Genomic DNA, 14,140 nt, shown 5'->3' on the forward strand with positions numbered 1-14,140 from the left:
TCTCGTCGTGGCGCGGGCGTCTGCGCGGGTGGTCGAACGCGGGCGCGAAGACGGTCAATGGGCGCCTCGCCCTTGATGTTCCTCGCGCGTCGTACCGGCGTTGCGGTGCTCTGGGAGACCGTCCTGGCGAGACATTGCGTGTTTGTCGTGGCGCGCGGGTGGTCGAAGGCGGGCGCGAATACGTCGGTTGAGCCCTCGCCTTCGGTCTTCTTGGGCGGTTTGCACAGGCGGTCGCCGTCCTGGCGAGACGCGCACCTTTGTCGTGTGCCCCAGGGGCCGTTGAAGGCGGCACGACCTTCAACGGGCACCTCGCCCTCGACGTTTCTTCGGGCGCTCCCACCGGCGTCGCTGTGCTCTGGGAGACCGGCCTGGCGGGGCTCCGCGCACCTCTTGGTGCGCCGTGGGCTGGCGGTTAGGGGGTTTCGGCCTTGGTTTTCAGGCCGTTGGCCTCCATGGTCACGTAGCGGCGGGTGAGGCGGCCGGTCAGGAGGGCGATCACGGGGGACAGCGGGCCGGTCTGGTCGAGGGTCAGGCGGGCGGTGACCGTGCCGGCGGCGTTGGGGGCGATCTCATGGACGGCGGTCGTGGTGACGCCGGGGAGGCGGGACTCCCAGGTGAAGGCCCTGTCCTCGTCGATTGCCGTGACCGTCCAGACGGCGGGGCGGAGTCTCGGCTGGTGGACGCGGGCCCGGCTGGACAGGGCGAAGGGCTTGTCGAGGAGTTCGACGCGGTCGATCGAGTCCGTCATGTCGGGCCAGCGTTCGACGTCCGTCAGGAGGTTCCAGACGGTCTCGGGTGCGGCGTCGATGTCGACGGAGATCTCGAAGTGCACGGGGCGCTCCTCAACGATGCGCGGACGGCGGCCAGCAGGCCGGTGACGAGCGGGTCGTCGGCGCGGCCCGGCAGGTGGAGAGCGTAGTAGGGGACGGCGGGCAGGTCGATGATCTCGCGTCCGGTGAGGCCGGGAGGCGGCGGGACGCAGCCGTTCACGACGGCGAGGCCGATGTGGAGCGACACGAAGTGCAGCATCAGCGGCCAGCCCTCGGCCTCCACCGCGAGTGACCAGGGCACGTCGGCGGCGCGCAGTGCGCGTTCGAGGGTGATGCGGTGCGGGCCCGCAGGGGGCGGGACGATGAGGGCGGCCCCCGCCAGGTCCGCGAGCGTGAGGTGCGGCCGCGCGGTGAGCGGATGGTCGTCCGGCATCACCAGCACCTGGGGGTAGGAGGCCAGCGGGACGGCTTCGACGTCGGGCGGCAGGACGTCCAGCACGGCGACGCCCAGGTCGGCGCGGCCGGTGCGGACGGCGGCGAGGGTGCGGGCACGGCCGCCGTTGATCAGCCGGACGCCGGGGTGGACGGCGTCGCCGAGCAGGTACAGGTAGGCGCCTTCACCGGCGGCCAGGGTCGGCACGCGATCGGAGGCCGTGCCGTGGACGTCGGCGAGGAAGGCCGTCATGCGGGCGTCGAGGTCGCGGGCGAAACGGGCGACCTGCTCACCGGTGGAGGTCAGGGTCAGACGGCGCCCCTGACGCGTGTAGAGGGGACGGCCCAGGTTCTCGGCCAGTTTCTGCACCTTGACGTGGAGCGCCGGCTGGGAGATGTGCAGTTCCTCCGCGGCGCGGGTGAAGTTGAGGTGGTCGGCGAAGACGGCGAACGAGGCGAGCGCGTCCGTGGAGAGGCGGCTCAGATCCATAGGGAGAAACTATAGCTTGACGTGCTGTTAATAGTTCTGCTTTAGGAGTGATCGGCCCGAAAGTGGGGGCATGGACAACGAACAGCGACTCGGCGTCGATTTCGGCCGGGTCATCCATGGCGGCCTGCTGGCTCCTGGAGACGACGACACCGTGTTCCTCGACGGGAGTTTCGAGGAGGCCCTCGCCTCGCCCGCGACCGAAGGCGTCTACGAGGTGCTGCCCGGGCTGATCGAGGCATTCGAAGGGCGGGCCTGGATCATCTCCAAATGCGGCGACCGGATCAGGAAAAGGACGCTGGCATGGCTGGAGCACCACGACTTCTATGAACGGACGGGCCTGCCCAGAGCGAACGTCCGGTTCTGCCGGAAGCGGGAGGAGAAGGCGCGGCACTGCGCCGAACTCGGGATCACGCACATGATCGACGACCGGCTGGACGTGCACCGCGCCATTCGCGAGATCGTCACCTATCGGTATCTGTTCGGGCCGAAGGGAGGGCCGGAATGGGTGCGGCACGTGCCCGACTGGGAGGCCGCCGAGATCATTCGCCGAGATATTCCGGCGGGACGGAGTCGACCAGCCACACGCCGTTCGCGCTGACCCGGAACTCGTGCCCGCCGGCGGCCATGCGCCCGGCCTGGACCACCAGGATGACGGGCTCGCCGCGCCTGGCGCCGACCCGCCGAGCCGTCTCGCGGTCGGGTGAGAGATGGACGGCATGCCGCCCCATGGGCAGCAGCCCCTCGCGCAGAATCGGCTCCACGAATCGGGCCGCGGTGCCGTGGAAGAGCAGCTCCGGCGGGGGCGTCACCGGCAGATTCAGTGCGACGGAAACCGAATGGCCCTGGACGGCGCGGATCCGGTTTCCGTCCAATTCATAGCGCTTCTTGTCGTTCACGGCCACGACGTGTTCGAGTTCGGCACGGGTGAGCGCGAAACCGTGCCGCGCGGCGGCCGCGAGCAGTTCGGTGACGTCCGCCCAGCCTTCGGGATCGAGCGTGAGGCCGATCCGTTCCGGGCGGTGCCGCAGATGCTTGGCGAGATACTTGGAGATCTTGACCAGCCGGCGTTCGTCCATCGGACATGCGTCGGGGCCGGCGCACGAGAGCCGGCCCCGGGCGTGCGGCTGCTACTCGGCGGCCTGCAGGGCGGCGGCGCGCTTGGCGATCGCCGACTTGCGGTTGGCGGCCTGGTTCTTGTGGATGACGCCCTTGCTGACGGCCTTGTCCAGCTTGCGCGCGGCGTTGCGCTGCGCGGCGACGGCGTCCTCGAGGTTGCCGGCGTCGGCGGCCTCGCGGAACTTGCGGATCGCCGTCTTCAGCTCGGACTTGACGGCCTTGTTGCGCAGGCGGGCCTTCTCGTTCTGCTTGTTGCGCTTGATCTGGGACTTGATGTTAGCCACGTCGTAGTGCCTCAGCTTGGTCGCGATCCTGGGCCTGCGCTCCGCGCAGGCTCTGACGAATGTCTGAACGGGGGCGGGACGGTGCCCCCGGGGCACGACGCTACGCCACACGCAGTCGCACAGCTTACCAATCACCAGGCCCTGTCCCAAACCAGGCCGTGAACGGAGCATCGCGCCAGGCATGGGACCATGGGATGCACACATCCATGTCCACCAGTGAGTTTGCGAACGGACCCCGGTGCCAGCGCCTCAGCCCGACAAGACCGATCCCGCGATCATCCGCAACTTCTGCATCATCGCGCACATCGACCATGGCAAGTCGACCCTCGCGGACCGGATGCTGCAGCTGACCGGAGTGGTCGAGGAGCGCCAGATGCGCGCCCAGTACCTCGACCGCATGGACATCGAGCGCGAGCGCGGCATCACGATCAAGAGCCAGGCCGTCCGGCTGCCGTGGCACTCCGGCGGAACCGACCACGTCCTCAACCTGATCGACACCCCCGGGCACGTCGACTTCTCCTACGAGGTGTCGCGGTCTCTCGCCGCGTGCGAGGGCGCCGTCCTGCTGGTGGACGCGGCGCAGGGCATCGAGGCGCAGACGCTCGCGAACCTGTACCTGGCCCTTGAGGCGGACCTGCACCTGATCCCCGTCCTGAACAAGATCGACCTGCCGGCGGCGCAGCCGGAGAAGTACGCCGAGGAGCTCGCCGGGATCATCGGCTGCGACCCGTCGGACGTGCTGCGCGTGTCCGGCAAGACGGGCGAGGGCGTCCGCGAGCTGCTCGACAAGATCGTCGAGGAGGTGCCGGCGCCGGTCGGCGCCCCCGACGGCCCCGCCCGGGCGCTGATCTTCGACTCGGTGTACGACACCTACCGCGGCGTCGTCACCTACGTCCGGATCATGGACGGGCATCTGTCGCGCCGCGAGAAGAGCCTGATGATGTCGACCGGGGCCGCGCACGAGACCCTGGAGGTCGGCGTGATCTCCCCGGAGCCGAAGCCCGTGCAGGGCCTCGGCGTCGGCGAGGTCGGCTACCTGATCACCGGCGTGAAGGACGTCCGGCAGGCGCGGGTCGGCGACACCGTGACCATCGCGTCCCGCCCGGCGCCCGAGGCGCTCGGCGGCTACCGCGACCCGAAGCCGATGGTGTTCTCAGGCCTGTACCCGGTGGACGGCGACCAGTACCCCGAGCTGCGCGACGCGCTCGACAAGCTGCGGCTGAACGACGCCGCGCTGGTCTACGAGCCGGAGACGTCGGCGGCGCTCGGCTTCGGGTTCCGCTGCGGGTTCCTCGGCCTGCTGCACATGGAGATCGTCCGTGAGCGGCTGGAGCGCGAGTTCGGCCTGTCGCTCATCTCGACGGCGCCGAACGTCGTCTACCGGGTGGTCATGGAGGACGGTACCGAGCACACCGTCACCAACCCCAGCGAGTTCCCCGAGGGCAAGATCGGCACGGTGTACGAGCCGGTGGTGCGGGCGACCCTGCTGTCCCCGTCCGAGCACATCGGCGCGATCATGGAGCTGTGCCAGGGCCGCCGCGGCGTGCTGCTCGGCATGGACTACCTGTCGGAGGACCGCGTCGAGATCCGCTACACGCTGCCGCTCGCCGAGATCATCTTCGACTTCTTCGACCAGCTGAAGTCCCGGACCCGCGGGTACGCCTCGCTCGACTACGAGCCCAGTGGCGAGCAGGAGGCCGACCTGGTGAAGGTCGACATCCTGCTGCAGGGCGAGTCGGTGGACGCGTTCAGCCAGATCGTCCACAAGGACAAGTCCCGCGAGTACGGCCTGATGATGACGGCCAAGCTCAAGGAGCTCATCCCGCGGCAGCAGTACGAGGTGCCCATCCAGGCCGCGATCGGGGCCCGCATCATCGCCCGTGAGAACATCCGCGCCATCCGCAAGGACGTCCTCGCCAAGTGCTACGGCGGCGACATCTCCCGCAAGCGCAAGCTTCTGGAGAAGCAGAAGGAGGGCAAGAAGCGGATGAAGACCATCGGCCGGGTGGACGTCCCGCAGGAGGCGTTCGTCGCCGCCCTCTCCACCGGCGGGGGCGGCGACGCCGACAAGGGCAAGAAGTAGCCGCTACTTCAGCAGGGGCCAGGCCACCGCGGACGGGACGCGGCGGAACTCGCCGCGGTTGGCGGCCCTCCCCGCGTACACGAGGAAGAACATCACCACGGCCGTGAAGAGCAGCGGCACCCAGATGAAGAACTCGACGGCCAGCGACAGCGCCCCGAAGACGATCCAGACGGCGATGGCGGCGATGCCCATGTTGAGGCCCTGCGCGGCGTGCCTGCGCACGAACGGCGAGCGGGCCTTGCCGAGGTAGACGACGGCCGGTGCGATGGCGCCGACGAGGAACTGACCCACGTACGCCATGAGCGACCACGTCTTGTCGTCGTCGGTGACGGGGCCGAAGTGCTCAGGCATCGGGGCGCCGGCTCCGCCCTGAGACTGCTGCTGCCAGCCCGGGCCGGGCTGGGGCTGCTGTGGCTGCTGCTGCCAGGCGCTGCCAGGCTGCTGCCAGGGTGACGGTTGCTGCTGCCACGGGGGCTGTTGTCCCTGGCCGGGCGACGGAGGAGGCCCGTAGGCCATGGCGAAGGTCCTCTCAGGGTTCGCTGTGCGAGCTATTGGCGAAGTGTATGACTCCTTGGACGCCCTCGGAGTTCGCACAGGTTCCCTTTGTAGACCGGCCTGTGACCGTTTCGGGCCACGGCCGGCCTACAGGCGGCTCAGGGGTGCCAGAGGACGGCGGATGGGGCGGCCTGGGTGAGAGTGACCGACCCGTTCCACCCGATGGACGAAGCCTGCGGCAGGTACGAGTCGTCCAGGAAGAAGCCCCTGTTGATGGACGTGACCGTGGCGGGCGCGCCGTTGTCACCGGATCCGGTCGGACGGCGAATGGCCTCGATGCTCGCGATGTCGGAGACCGCCGTCCCCTCGGGCAGTTCGACGGTGGTCGCGACGGCGCCGTCACGATCGATCGACCAGGTCGGCTCGTCGTGGTCGGAGCGGTACAGCGTGGACGGGGCGGACTTGAGCCTGACGCCGAGCGCCACCCCCGGTACCGACCCGGTCCCGGTCGCCGCGCCGGTCGTCTTGGCGAACTCCACGAACAGGTACGTGCGCTGGTCGCCGACCTCGCGCGTCGCGGGATCGGACGGGTTCTCGATCTTCCCCTCGCGCACCATCTCCTGTGCCGCGATGCGGTACGTCCACGGCTCGCGGTCCATGACGACCTCGCGGGCACGCCCGTCCGGACGCGTCCGGGAGGCGTCGAGCAGGAAGCGCAGCGGAGGATCGGGCGAGATCACGTCGCACATGTTGTTGTTCTGGGTGCAGGTCTGCAGCACCGGGTGGTCGCCCTCGTAGCGGCCGGTGAACTTCAAGGTCAGGTGCATGGGCGCCTGGTAGACCGCGGTGCCGTCCACACGTCGGCCGGCCGCGTCGACCTCGACCCGGTAGATCCATTCGATGTCGGTCGTCCGGCCCCAGCGGGCCATCAGCGCGGGCGTGTCGGTGCCGCCGTCCTCGTTGCTCCACACCACCGAGTACTCGATGATCTGGTGCCCGGGCGTGGCGGCGGGACGGGTCTCGTGCCAGGCGATCAGCGGGGTGTCGGTCGTGGCGTTCTGGTACGGGTCGCCGAACGGCCAGCCGGTCCGGCCCACGACGACGGGCGCGTGCCGCAGGGCGAGCGCGTCCGCCGCCGGCATGCGGACCTGGGGGCGCCGGAGGGTGACACGGCGGGCGGCGGGCGCGCTGCCCTGTGCGAAGCGCAGCGTCACCGTGTGGCGGCCCTTTCCGACATGCCCGAGCCCGAGGCTGCGGGGCGTCGGGTCGGACGAGGGGACGACGAGGTCGGTCACGTGGCGTCCGTCCACGGCGATCGACACGACGGCCGACTCGGCGCCCTTGCGGACCCACGAGACGCCGGGAGCGGACGCGGTGAAGGAGATCAGGGCCTCGCCGTCCCGGCGGGCGGTGAACGGCAGCGACCGGGCGGGGCCGCCGCGGTGGACGCTGATCGTGCCGGGCGGCCCGGCGGCGTCGGCGGGGGAGGCGGTGAGGGCGAGGGGAGCACCGGCGAGGGCGGCGCCGGTCACGGCGAGCACGGCATGACGCGCACGGCTTCTCATGATCGGCGAACCTAGGGCGGCGGGGTTGCGTTCCGATGACGGCGCGGTCGCCCGTGGGTGTCGGGTTCGTGTGCGTCAGGAACCGGTCACAGCGGCGCGAGCGCCGCCGGCGGCCCAAGGGACACGCCGGTGAACCGTTCCGCCGCGCCCGGCCAGTCCGGTTCCCGGAGGGGAGCGCCGGCGGAGCGGAGGGAGCCGGACCGGCCCGCCCTTTCGGAGGGTGCGGGGTGTCCCCCCACAGGAAACGGATCCGGTTCGTAGAGGGTCAGCCCCGAGGCGGCCAGCCGGACGGTCCTGCCCCGCCGGACGATGTCGTGGTCGAGTTCCCGCAGCAGCGCGACGACGTCGCCGGCGGGCTCGTCGAGCAGGTCGACGCCGTCCAGCCGGAACCGCATCTCGGGGTTGCCGCTCCACCCGGGCGCCCGCGTCCCGCAGATCTCGGCGAGCCGTTCCACGCCGTTCTCGTCCCGGCCGGTGGACAGCGCCAGCGTCCCGCGCCCCACCCGCACGCTGCGGTGCCCGGCCCACCCGCAGAGGAACGACGACTTCGGCGGACGGGTGCCGCAGCGCCGCGAGACCGCGTCGAGGGTCGTCCAGGCGTCCGCCGCCCGCGTGGAGAACAGCAGGTTCGCGTCGGGCAGCAGCGCCCCGCGGCCGGGCTCCAGCGTGACGACGAACGGCGGCACCCGGCCGGGGAACCGCGCGGGGTCGGCCTCCCCGAGGGTGACGATGCCCTCCCAGGCGACCGGGTCGTCGACCGCGAACCAGGTGATCGCGGCTTCGACGCCGAACTCGCGGAACGTCGCGTCGGTCAGCCGCTCGGCGACCGCCTCCCGCAGCCCCTCGGCCGTCTCGGCGAGCCTGCGGTGCCACCACGCCGGCTCCGGATCGGACCGTCCGCCCGCCGACCAGCGCGTCCCCGCCCCGGTGAACTCCGAACGCCGCTCGCCGCCCGCGTCGTCCACCACCGTCCAGTGCCACCCGCCCGGCTCACCGCACAGCAGGACCCGCACGGGCACACGCCCCCCGCCACCCGCACCCTCGTTCCGCATCCCGACGACCTTATCGACCCAAGTGGGCCGCCACGCTCCATTCCGGCCGTGTCACCTGCGACACGGCGATGGCCCCCGGCACGGATGCGTTCGCGGGTACGGTCGTACGGGTACGGTGCCTGATCAAGCGACCCGGACCGACCTCGCGGAGGTAGCGTGACCCAGCCCGAGCAGGTTCTGCGTTCCGCGAAGGAACGGGAGACGGTGAACGGCGCCGTCCGCGCGCTGCGTTCCGCCGCGCCCGCGGGCTGGGAGCGGCTGGACTTCGAGTTCCGCGCGACGGTCGGCATCGACAGCGCCTCCTTCGAGGTCGAGGGCCCGGACGGCGGGCGCCGCACGGCCCTGCCGCCCGGCCAGGCCGTCGGGAAGATGGACGAGCTGCGCCGCGTCATGTACCGCGCCGACAAGGGCGCCTGGTTCACCGCGCGCCTCCAGGTCGAGCGCTCCGGCCATTTCAGCGCCGAGTTCGACTACGACGGCGAGCCCGACTTCACCCCGCCGCTCGCCCCGTCCGCCTACGCCCTGGACCTCGACCGGTTCCCGCGGGCGGAGGAGCACATCCCGGACTGGCTCCGCGGCAAGCTCGCGGAGACCTGACCGGACGGAGCAGGCGGCGAGGCGGGGCAGACTTGAGGGGTGCCCTCGACTCTTCCCGATGGTGATCCCGTACCGGCGGACGGTGCGCTGCCAGGCGGCGCCCTCGCCGGCCTGGGCCAGCGGCCCTTCGCCTTCTACGTGCATGTGCCGTTCTGCGTGACGCGCTGCGGATACTGCGACTTCAACACGTACACGGCGACGGAGCTGGGGCCGGGCGCGAGCCGCGATTCGTACGCCGACACCGCCATCGGGGAGGTCCGCATGGCGCGGCGTGTCCTCGGGGACGTGGACCTGCCCGTCGAGACGGTCTTCGTGGGCGGTGGCACACCGACGCTGCTGCCGCCGGAGGATCTGGGCCGCGTCCTGGCCGCGATCGACGCCGAGTTCGGGCTCGCTCCAGGTGCGGAGGTCACGACGGAGGCGAACCCCGAGTCGGTGGACGAGGCGTACGTCCACCGTCTGCGTGAGCAAGGGTTCACGCGCGTCTCGTACGGCATGCAGAGCGCGCGCGAGCACATCCTGGCCGTCCTGGAGCGCACGCACACGCCCGGACGCGTTCCGCAGGTCGTCGAGTGGACGCGCAAGGCGGGCTTCGAGCACATCAACCTCGACCTCATCTACGGGACGCCAGGGGAGACCGACGACGACTGGAGGGCCTCTCTGGAGGCGGCCTTGGCGGCGGAGCCCGACCACGTGTCGGCGTACGCGCTCATCGTCGAGGAGGGCACCCGCCTGGCGGCACAGGTCAAACGCGGCGAGCTGACCGCTCCGGACGACGACGCCATGGCCGACCGCTATCTGATCGCCGACGAGCTGCTCGAAGCCCACGGCCTGCACTGGTACGAGATCTCCAACTGGGCCGCCGACCCCCGCGCCGCCTGCCGGCACAACATGCTCTATTGGACGGGCGCCGACTGGTGGGGTGTCGGCCCGGGCGCGCACAGTCACGTCGGCGGGACGCGCTGGTGGAACGTCAAACACCCCGCCGCGTACGCCGCCCGCCTGGCCGAGGGCACCACGCCCGCGCACGCCAGGGAGATCCTGGACGCCGAGGACCGCCGCTTCGAGCGCATCATGCTCGAACTCCGCCTGGCCCAGGGCTGCCCGGCGAACCTCCTCGACGACAAGGCCGCCCGCAGAGCGATCGACGACGGCCTGATCGAACGCGCCCCCTACGACCGGGGCCGCGCCGTCCTGACCCGACGCGGCCGCCTCCTGGCCGACGCCGTCCTCCACACCCTGACCTGACCGGCCCCCGCGACTAGCCGGCGACGAAGTCGATCAGCTCTTCCACCCGGCCGAGGAGGGCCGGTTCCAGATCGGTGTAGGTGTTGACCGAGGCGAGGATGCGTTTCCAGGCCGCGCCCGTGTCGTCGCCCCAGCCGAGTTCGGCCACGACGCCCTCTTTCCAGGAGATGCCGCGCGGGATGCGGGGCCAGGCGCGGATGCCGACGGCCGCGGGCTTGACGGCCTCCCATATGTCGATGAACGGGTGACCGGTGACGAGGACGTGCGGCGACGTGACCTGCGCCGCGATCCTGGACTCCTTGGACCCTTCCACCAGATGGTCGACGAGGACGCCGAGTCGGCGCTCCTCGTCCGGGGCGAACTCCTCGACGATGGCGGGCAGGTCGTCCACGCCTTCGAGGTACTCCACGACGACGCCCTCGACCCGCAGGTCGTGGCCCCAGATCTTCTCGGCCAGCTCCGCGTCGTGGACGCCCTCCACGTAGATGCGGCTCTCCTTGGCCACCCGTGCCCGCAGGCCCTCGACGGCGACGGACCCGGACGCCGAGCGCGCCGGGCCCCTCGGCGCGGCGCCCGGCCTGACCAGGGTGACCGGCTCGCCGTCGATGAGGAACCCGGACTTGGTCAGCGGGAACACCCGGCGCTTGCCGAACCGGTCCTCCAGGGTGACGCCGAACTTGTCGCAGCCGACGACGGCCCCGCAGAAGCCGCTGCCGGGGTCCTCGGCCACCAGTCCCGGCTCCGCCGGGACCTCGGGGATCTGTCCCTTGCGGGGCCTGCGCCAGTCGCCGGCCAGCACGTCGTTTCCGTAGTTCTTACTCCGCACGGGTCCGCACATTAACCCGGCGGGAGGCCCGGGCGGCGTCGTCCCTCGTCTCCCGGCGTGGCGTCCGCGCCCGATACGGATAGGATCGCGCAGCCATGCGGGGAGTGCGCGGGCGCTCCAGCCGAGCCCTCCGGGCCGTAGACTTGGCACTCGGGAGTAAGGAGTGCCAGTTGCACGGGCCGGCCGGACGAAGGAGGTGACAACGTGCTGGACGACCGGAAACTCGCGGTCCTGCGCGCCATCGTCGAGGACTACGTCTCCACCAACGAGCCGGTGGGCTCCAAGGCGCTGGCGGACCGGCACAACCTCGGCGTGTCGCCGGCGACCATCCGCAACGACATGGCGGTGCTGGAGGAGCAGGGCTACATCGCCCAGCCGCACACCAGCGCCGGGCGCGTCCCCACCGACAAGGGCTACCGGCTGTTCGTCGACCGGCTGTCCACGATCAAGCCGCTGTCGGTCGCCGAGCGCCGCGCGATCGAGACGTTCCTGTCCGGCGCGTACGACCTCGACGACGTCGTCGGCCGGACGGTGCGGCTGCTGGCGCAGCTGACCCGGCAGGTCGCGGTGGTCCAGTACCCGTCGCTGACCCGCTCGTCGGTGCGGCACGTGGAGCTGGTCCCCGTCGCGGAGGGGCGGCTGCTGCTCGTCCTGATCACCGACACCGGCCGGGTGGAGCAGCGCGTCATCGAGACCGGGTCGATCTCCGAGGAATCGATCGGGCACCTGCGGGCGTTGCTCAACACGTGCCTGGACGGGCTCGGGCTCGGCGACGTCCCGGCCGCCGTCGCGGACCTGCCCGACAAGGTGGGGCCGGACGACCGGCCGATCGCGGCGGCGGTCCTGTCCGTCCTGCTGGAGACACTCGTCGAGAAGCACGAGGAGAAGATCGTCTTCGCCGGGGCGGCCAACCTCGCCGCCGTGGACTTCTCGCAGAGCCTGCGGGAGGTGCTGGTGGCGCTGGAGGAGCAGGTCGTCCTGATGCGGCTGCTCGGCGAGACCGGCGACTCCTCTACAGTTACGGTGCGGATCGGCACCGAGAACCCCGACCTGGGGCTCAGATCGACCTCGGTGGTCGCCGCCGACTACGGGGTGGGCGATCTCACCTTGGCCCGGCTTGGAGTTCTCGGGCCTACACGCATGGATTACCCCAGCACGATGGGAGCGGTACGGGCAGTGGCACGCTACGTGGGACAGATCCTGGCGGGGTCGTAAGTGGCGAACGACTACTACGCGACCCTGGGCGTCCGGCGGGACGCCAGCGCCGACGAGGTCAAGAGGGCCTACCGCCGGCTCGCGCGGGAACTCCACCCGGACGTCAACCCGGATCCGGAGACGCAGGAGAAGTTCAAGGAGATCACCCAGGCGTACGAGGTGCTCTCCGATCCGAAGAAGCGCGAGATGTACGACCTCGGCGCGGATCCGTTCGCGTCCGCGGGCGGTCCGGGGGCCGGCGGGTTCGGCGGCGCCGGATTCCCGTTCAGCGACATCATGGACGCCTTCTTCGGCACCGCGACGTCGCGGGGCCCGCGGTCGCGGGCCCGCCGCGGCCGGAACGCGACGCTGCGGGTCGAGCTCGACCTCGGCGAGACCGCGTTCGGCACGACCCGGGAGCTGTCCATCGACACCGCGGTCGCCTGCACCACCTGCGAGGGTTCGGGCTGCGCGCCCGGCACCCATCCGGAGACCTGCGAGACGTGCCACGGCCGCGGCGAGGTGCAGCAGGTCCAGCGCTCCTTCCTCGGCCAGGTCATGACGGCCCGGCCGTGCCCTGCGTGCGGCGGGTTCGGCTCGGTGATCCGCAACCCGTGCACCGAGTGCTCCGGCGACGGCCGGGTCCGCACCCGGCGCACCGTCAAGGTCAAGATCCCGGCCGGCGTGGAGAACGGCATCCACATCCAGCTCGCCGGCGAGGGCGAGGTCGGCCCCGGCGGCGGCCCGCCCGGCGACCTGTTCCTGGAGATCGTGGAGAAGCCGCACCCGATCTTCGAGCGGGAGGGCGACGACCTGCACTGCACGGTCGAGATCCCGATGACGGCGGCGGCGCTCGGCACCAGCGTCACGATCGAGACACTGGACGCGGCCGAGAGCGTCGACATCAAGCCCGGCACGCAGTCGGGGCAGGTCATCACGCTCTACAACCGGGGCGTCCGGCACCTCAACGAGAGCGGCCGCGGCGACCTGATGATCCACGTGAACGTGGAGACGCCGAACCGGCTGGACGAGGAGCAGGAGGAGCTCCTGCGCCGCCTCGCGGCCCTGCGCGGCGAGGAACGCCCCCCGGGCAAGTTCGCCCCCGGGCAGCGCAGCGGCGTGTTCTCCCGCATAAAGGACGTGTTCAACCAGCACTGAAGCGCAGTGGCGGCGGCCTACCAGGAGGGCCGCCGCGGCGATTCGGAGCATCCGGGGGGCCCAGATGAACCCCGCACATGAACCGGGAGTGCGCGCATGAGTCCGCCGGTCTTCCTCGCGGGGACGGACGCGCTCGAACGCGACCGGGTCCTGCTGGACGGGCCCGAAGGGCGGCACGCCGCGGCGGTGCGGCGGCTGCGGCCCGGTGAGCGCGTCGACCTGACCGACGGCGAGGGACTGCTCGCCGAATGCGTCGTCACCGCCGCCGACCGCGCGTCCCTCACCCTGGACGTGCTGGTCCGGCACCGAGAGCCGCCGCCCTCGCCGCGCCTCGTGGTCGTCCAGGCCCTCCCGAAGGGCGACCGGGGCGAGCTGGCCGTGGAGACCATGACCGAGGTCGGCGTGGACGAGATCGTCCCGTGGTCGGCGGCCCGGTGCGTCACCCGGTGGCGTCCGGAACGCCGCGACAAGGCCCTCGGGCGCTGGCGCGCGACGGCCCGCGAGGCAGGCAAGCAGGCCCGGCGCGGCCGGCTGCCCGAGGTGCCGGAGCTGGCGTCCACCGAAGAGGTCGCCGGACGGATCGCCGACGCGTCGCTGGCCCTGATCCTGCACGAGGAGGCCGAGGCGCCGCTGAGCGCGGTGGAGCCGCCCGCCGAGGGCGAGATCGTCCTCGTGGTCGGCCCGGAGGGCGGGATCAGCGGCGAGGAACTCGACCGGTTCCGCGACGCCGGCGGGCGCGCCACCCGGCTCGGCCCGACCGTCCTGCGCACCTCGACGGCCGGTGTCGCCGCGGCCAGCGTGCTGCTGGCCGCCACCGGCCGCTGGTAGCG

General features: G+C 71.5%; 15 protein-coding genes. 7 read left to right on the forward strand and 8 right to left on the reverse strand.

All coding sequences use genetic code 11. The annotated features are described in order from the left end of the window. Positions 1-412: 412 nt before the first annotated feature. Both ACQPXG_RS14670 and ACQPXG_RS14675 read right to left on the reverse strand, forming a co-directional pair. Positions 413-832, reverse strand: coding sequence for an SRPBCC family protein (locus ACQPXG_RS14670; RefSeq protein ID WP_433468219.1), 420 nt, complete (start codon positions 830-832; stop codon positions 413-415). Continuing rightward, positions 772-1,692 carry a LysR family transcriptional regulator gene (locus ACQPXG_RS14675; protein ID WP_433468220.1) on the reverse strand — a complete coding sequence of 307 codons (921 nt, stop codon included), beginning with the start codon at positions 1,690-1,692 and terminating at the stop codon, positions 772-774. Before ACQPXG_RS14675 ends, ACQPXG_RS14670 begins: the two co-directional genes overlap by 61 nt. A gap of 70 nt (positions 1,693-1,762) precedes the next feature. Between ACQPXG_RS14675 and ACQPXG_RS14680 the strand changes: the two genes are divergently transcribed. After that, positions 1,763-2,290 (forward strand): hypothetical protein, encoded by a 528-nt coding sequence (locus tag ACQPXG_RS14680; RefSeq protein WP_433468221.1) that lies wholly within the window; start codon positions 1,763-1,765, stop codon positions 2,288-2,290. Here the strand turns inward: ACQPXG_RS14680 and ACQPXG_RS14685 are convergent. Together ACQPXG_RS14685 and rpsT are read right to left on the reverse strand one after the other, a co-directional pair. Continuing rightward, the gene (locus ACQPXG_RS14685) at positions 2,232-2,768 is read right to left on the reverse strand and encodes an RNA 2'-phosphotransferase (RefSeq protein WP_433468222.1); all 537 of its coding nucleotides are present in this window, start codon (positions 2,766-2,768) and stop codon (positions 2,232-2,234) included. The genes ACQPXG_RS14680 and ACQPXG_RS14685 overlap by 59 nt on opposite strands. Positions 2,769-2,819: 51 nt before the next feature. Beyond that, entirely contained in the window at positions 2,820-3,092 is a 273-nt protein-coding gene (rpsT, locus tag ACQPXG_RS14690; protein WP_433468223.1) for a 30S ribosomal protein S20, read from the reverse strand. Between the two features lie 238 nt (positions 3,093-3,330). On the opposite strand from rpsT, the gene lepA reads away from it, so the two are divergent. Further along, positions 3,331-5,175: a translation elongation factor 4 gene (gene lepA / locus ACQPXG_RS14695; protein WP_433468224.1), complete on the forward strand. Its 1,845-nt coding sequence runs from the start codon at positions 3,331-3,333 to the stop codon at positions 5,173-5,175. A 3-nt stretch (positions 5,176-5,178) separates the two neighbouring features. On the opposite strand, the gene ACQPXG_RS14700 is transcribed toward lepA, so the two are convergent. The 3 genes from ACQPXG_RS14700 to ACQPXG_RS14710 form a co-directional block, all read right to left on the reverse strand. Next, on the reverse strand, positions 5,179-5,526 hold the full coding sequence (locus tag ACQPXG_RS14700; RefSeq protein WP_433468225.1) for a DUF4870 domain-containing protein: 348 nt from the start codon (positions 5,524-5,526) through the stop codon (positions 5,179-5,181). 302 nt (positions 5,527-5,828) lie between these two features. Next, complete coding sequence (locus ACQPXG_RS14705) at positions 5,829-7,235, reverse strand: hypothetical protein (protein ID WP_433468226.1); 1,407 nt, start codon at positions 7,233-7,235, stop codon at positions 5,829-5,831. 86 nt (positions 7,236-7,321) lie between these two features. Continuing rightward, positions 7,322-8,287: a hypothetical protein gene (locus ACQPXG_RS14710; protein ID WP_433468227.1), complete on the reverse strand. Its 966-nt coding sequence runs from the start codon at positions 8,285-8,287 to the stop codon at positions 7,322-7,324. 156 nt (positions 8,288-8,443) lie between these two features. Here ACQPXG_RS14710 and ACQPXG_RS14715 point away from each other — a divergent pair, with 156 nt between their 5' ends. Next, complete coding sequence (locus ACQPXG_RS14715; RefSeq protein WP_433468228.1) at positions 8,444-8,884, forward strand: hypothetical protein; 441 nt, start codon at positions 8,444-8,446, stop codon at positions 8,882-8,884. Positions 8,885-8,923: 39 nt separating this feature from the next. Continuing rightward, the gene (hemW, locus tag ACQPXG_RS14720) at positions 8,924-10,132 is read left to right on the forward strand and encodes a radical SAM family heme chaperone HemW (protein WP_433468229.1); all 1,209 of its coding nucleotides are present in this window, start codon (positions 8,924-8,926) and stop codon (positions 10,130-10,132) included. Positions 10,133-10,145: 13 nt separating this feature from the next. On the opposite strand, the gene ACQPXG_RS14725 is transcribed toward hemW, so the two are convergent. Beyond that, entirely contained in the window at positions 10,146-10,958 is an 813-nt protein-coding gene (locus tag ACQPXG_RS14725; protein ID WP_433468230.1) for a DUF3097 domain-containing protein, read from the reverse strand. Positions 10,959-11,162: 204 nt separating this feature from the next. Between ACQPXG_RS14725 and hrcA the strand changes: the two genes are divergently transcribed. From hrcA to ACQPXG_RS14740, 3 genes are all read left to right on the forward strand, one after another. Next, positions 11,163-12,173, forward strand: coding sequence for a heat-inducible transcriptional repressor HrcA (hrcA, locus tag ACQPXG_RS14730; RefSeq protein ID WP_433468231.1), 1,011 nt, complete (start codon positions 11,163-11,165; stop codon positions 12,171-12,173). Next, the gene (gene dnaJ / locus ACQPXG_RS14735; RefSeq protein ID WP_433468232.1) at positions 12,174-13,310 is read left to right on the forward strand and encodes a molecular chaperone DnaJ; all 1,137 of its coding nucleotides are present in this window, start codon (positions 12,174-12,176) and stop codon (positions 13,308-13,310) included. 96 nt (positions 13,311-13,406) lie between these two features. After that, positions 13,407-14,138, forward strand: coding sequence for a 16S rRNA (uracil(1498)-N(3))-methyltransferase (locus ACQPXG_RS14740; protein ID WP_433468233.1), 732 nt, complete (start codon positions 13,407-13,409; stop codon positions 14,136-14,138). Positions 14,139-14,140: the final 2 nt, after the last annotated feature.

Origin of the sequence: Spirillospora sp. CA-128828 (assembly GCF_050945415.1) — a bacterium.
Lineage (GTDB): Bacteria > Actinomycetota > Actinomycetes > Streptosporangiales > Streptosporangiaceae > Spirillospora.

Excerpts from the sequence above, each read along its gene's own strand:
- ACQPXG_RS14700 (WP_433468225.1), bottom strand. The coding sequence starts at position 5,526 with ATGCCTGAGCACTTCGGCCCCGTCACCGACGACGACAAGACGTGGTCG.
- ACQPXG_RS14710 (WP_433468227.1), bottom strand. The coding sequence starts at position 8,287 with ATGCGGAACGAGGGTGCGGGTGGCGGGGGGCGTGTGCCCGTGCGGGTC.
- ACQPXG_RS14705 (WP_433468226.1), bottom strand. The coding sequence starts at position 7,235 with ATGAGAAGCCGTGCGCGTCATGCCGTGCTCGCCGTGACCGGCGCCGCC.
- ACQPXG_RS14685 (WP_433468222.1), bottom strand. The coding sequence starts at position 2,768 with ATGGACGAACGCCGGCTGGTCAAGATCTCCAAGTATCTCGCCAAGCAT.
- ACQPXG_RS14740 (WP_433468233.1), top strand. The coding sequence starts at position 13,407 with ATGAGTCCGCCGGTCTTCCTCGCGGGGACGGACGCGCTCGAACGCGAC.
- ACQPXG_RS14680 (WP_433468221.1), top strand. The coding sequence starts at position 1,763 with ATGGACAACGAACAGCGACTCGGCGTCGATTTCGGCCGGGTCATCCAT.
- ACQPXG_RS14675 (WP_433468220.1), bottom strand. The coding sequence starts at position 1,692 with ATGGATCTGAGCCGCCTCTCCACGGACGCGCTCGCCTCGTTCGCCGTC.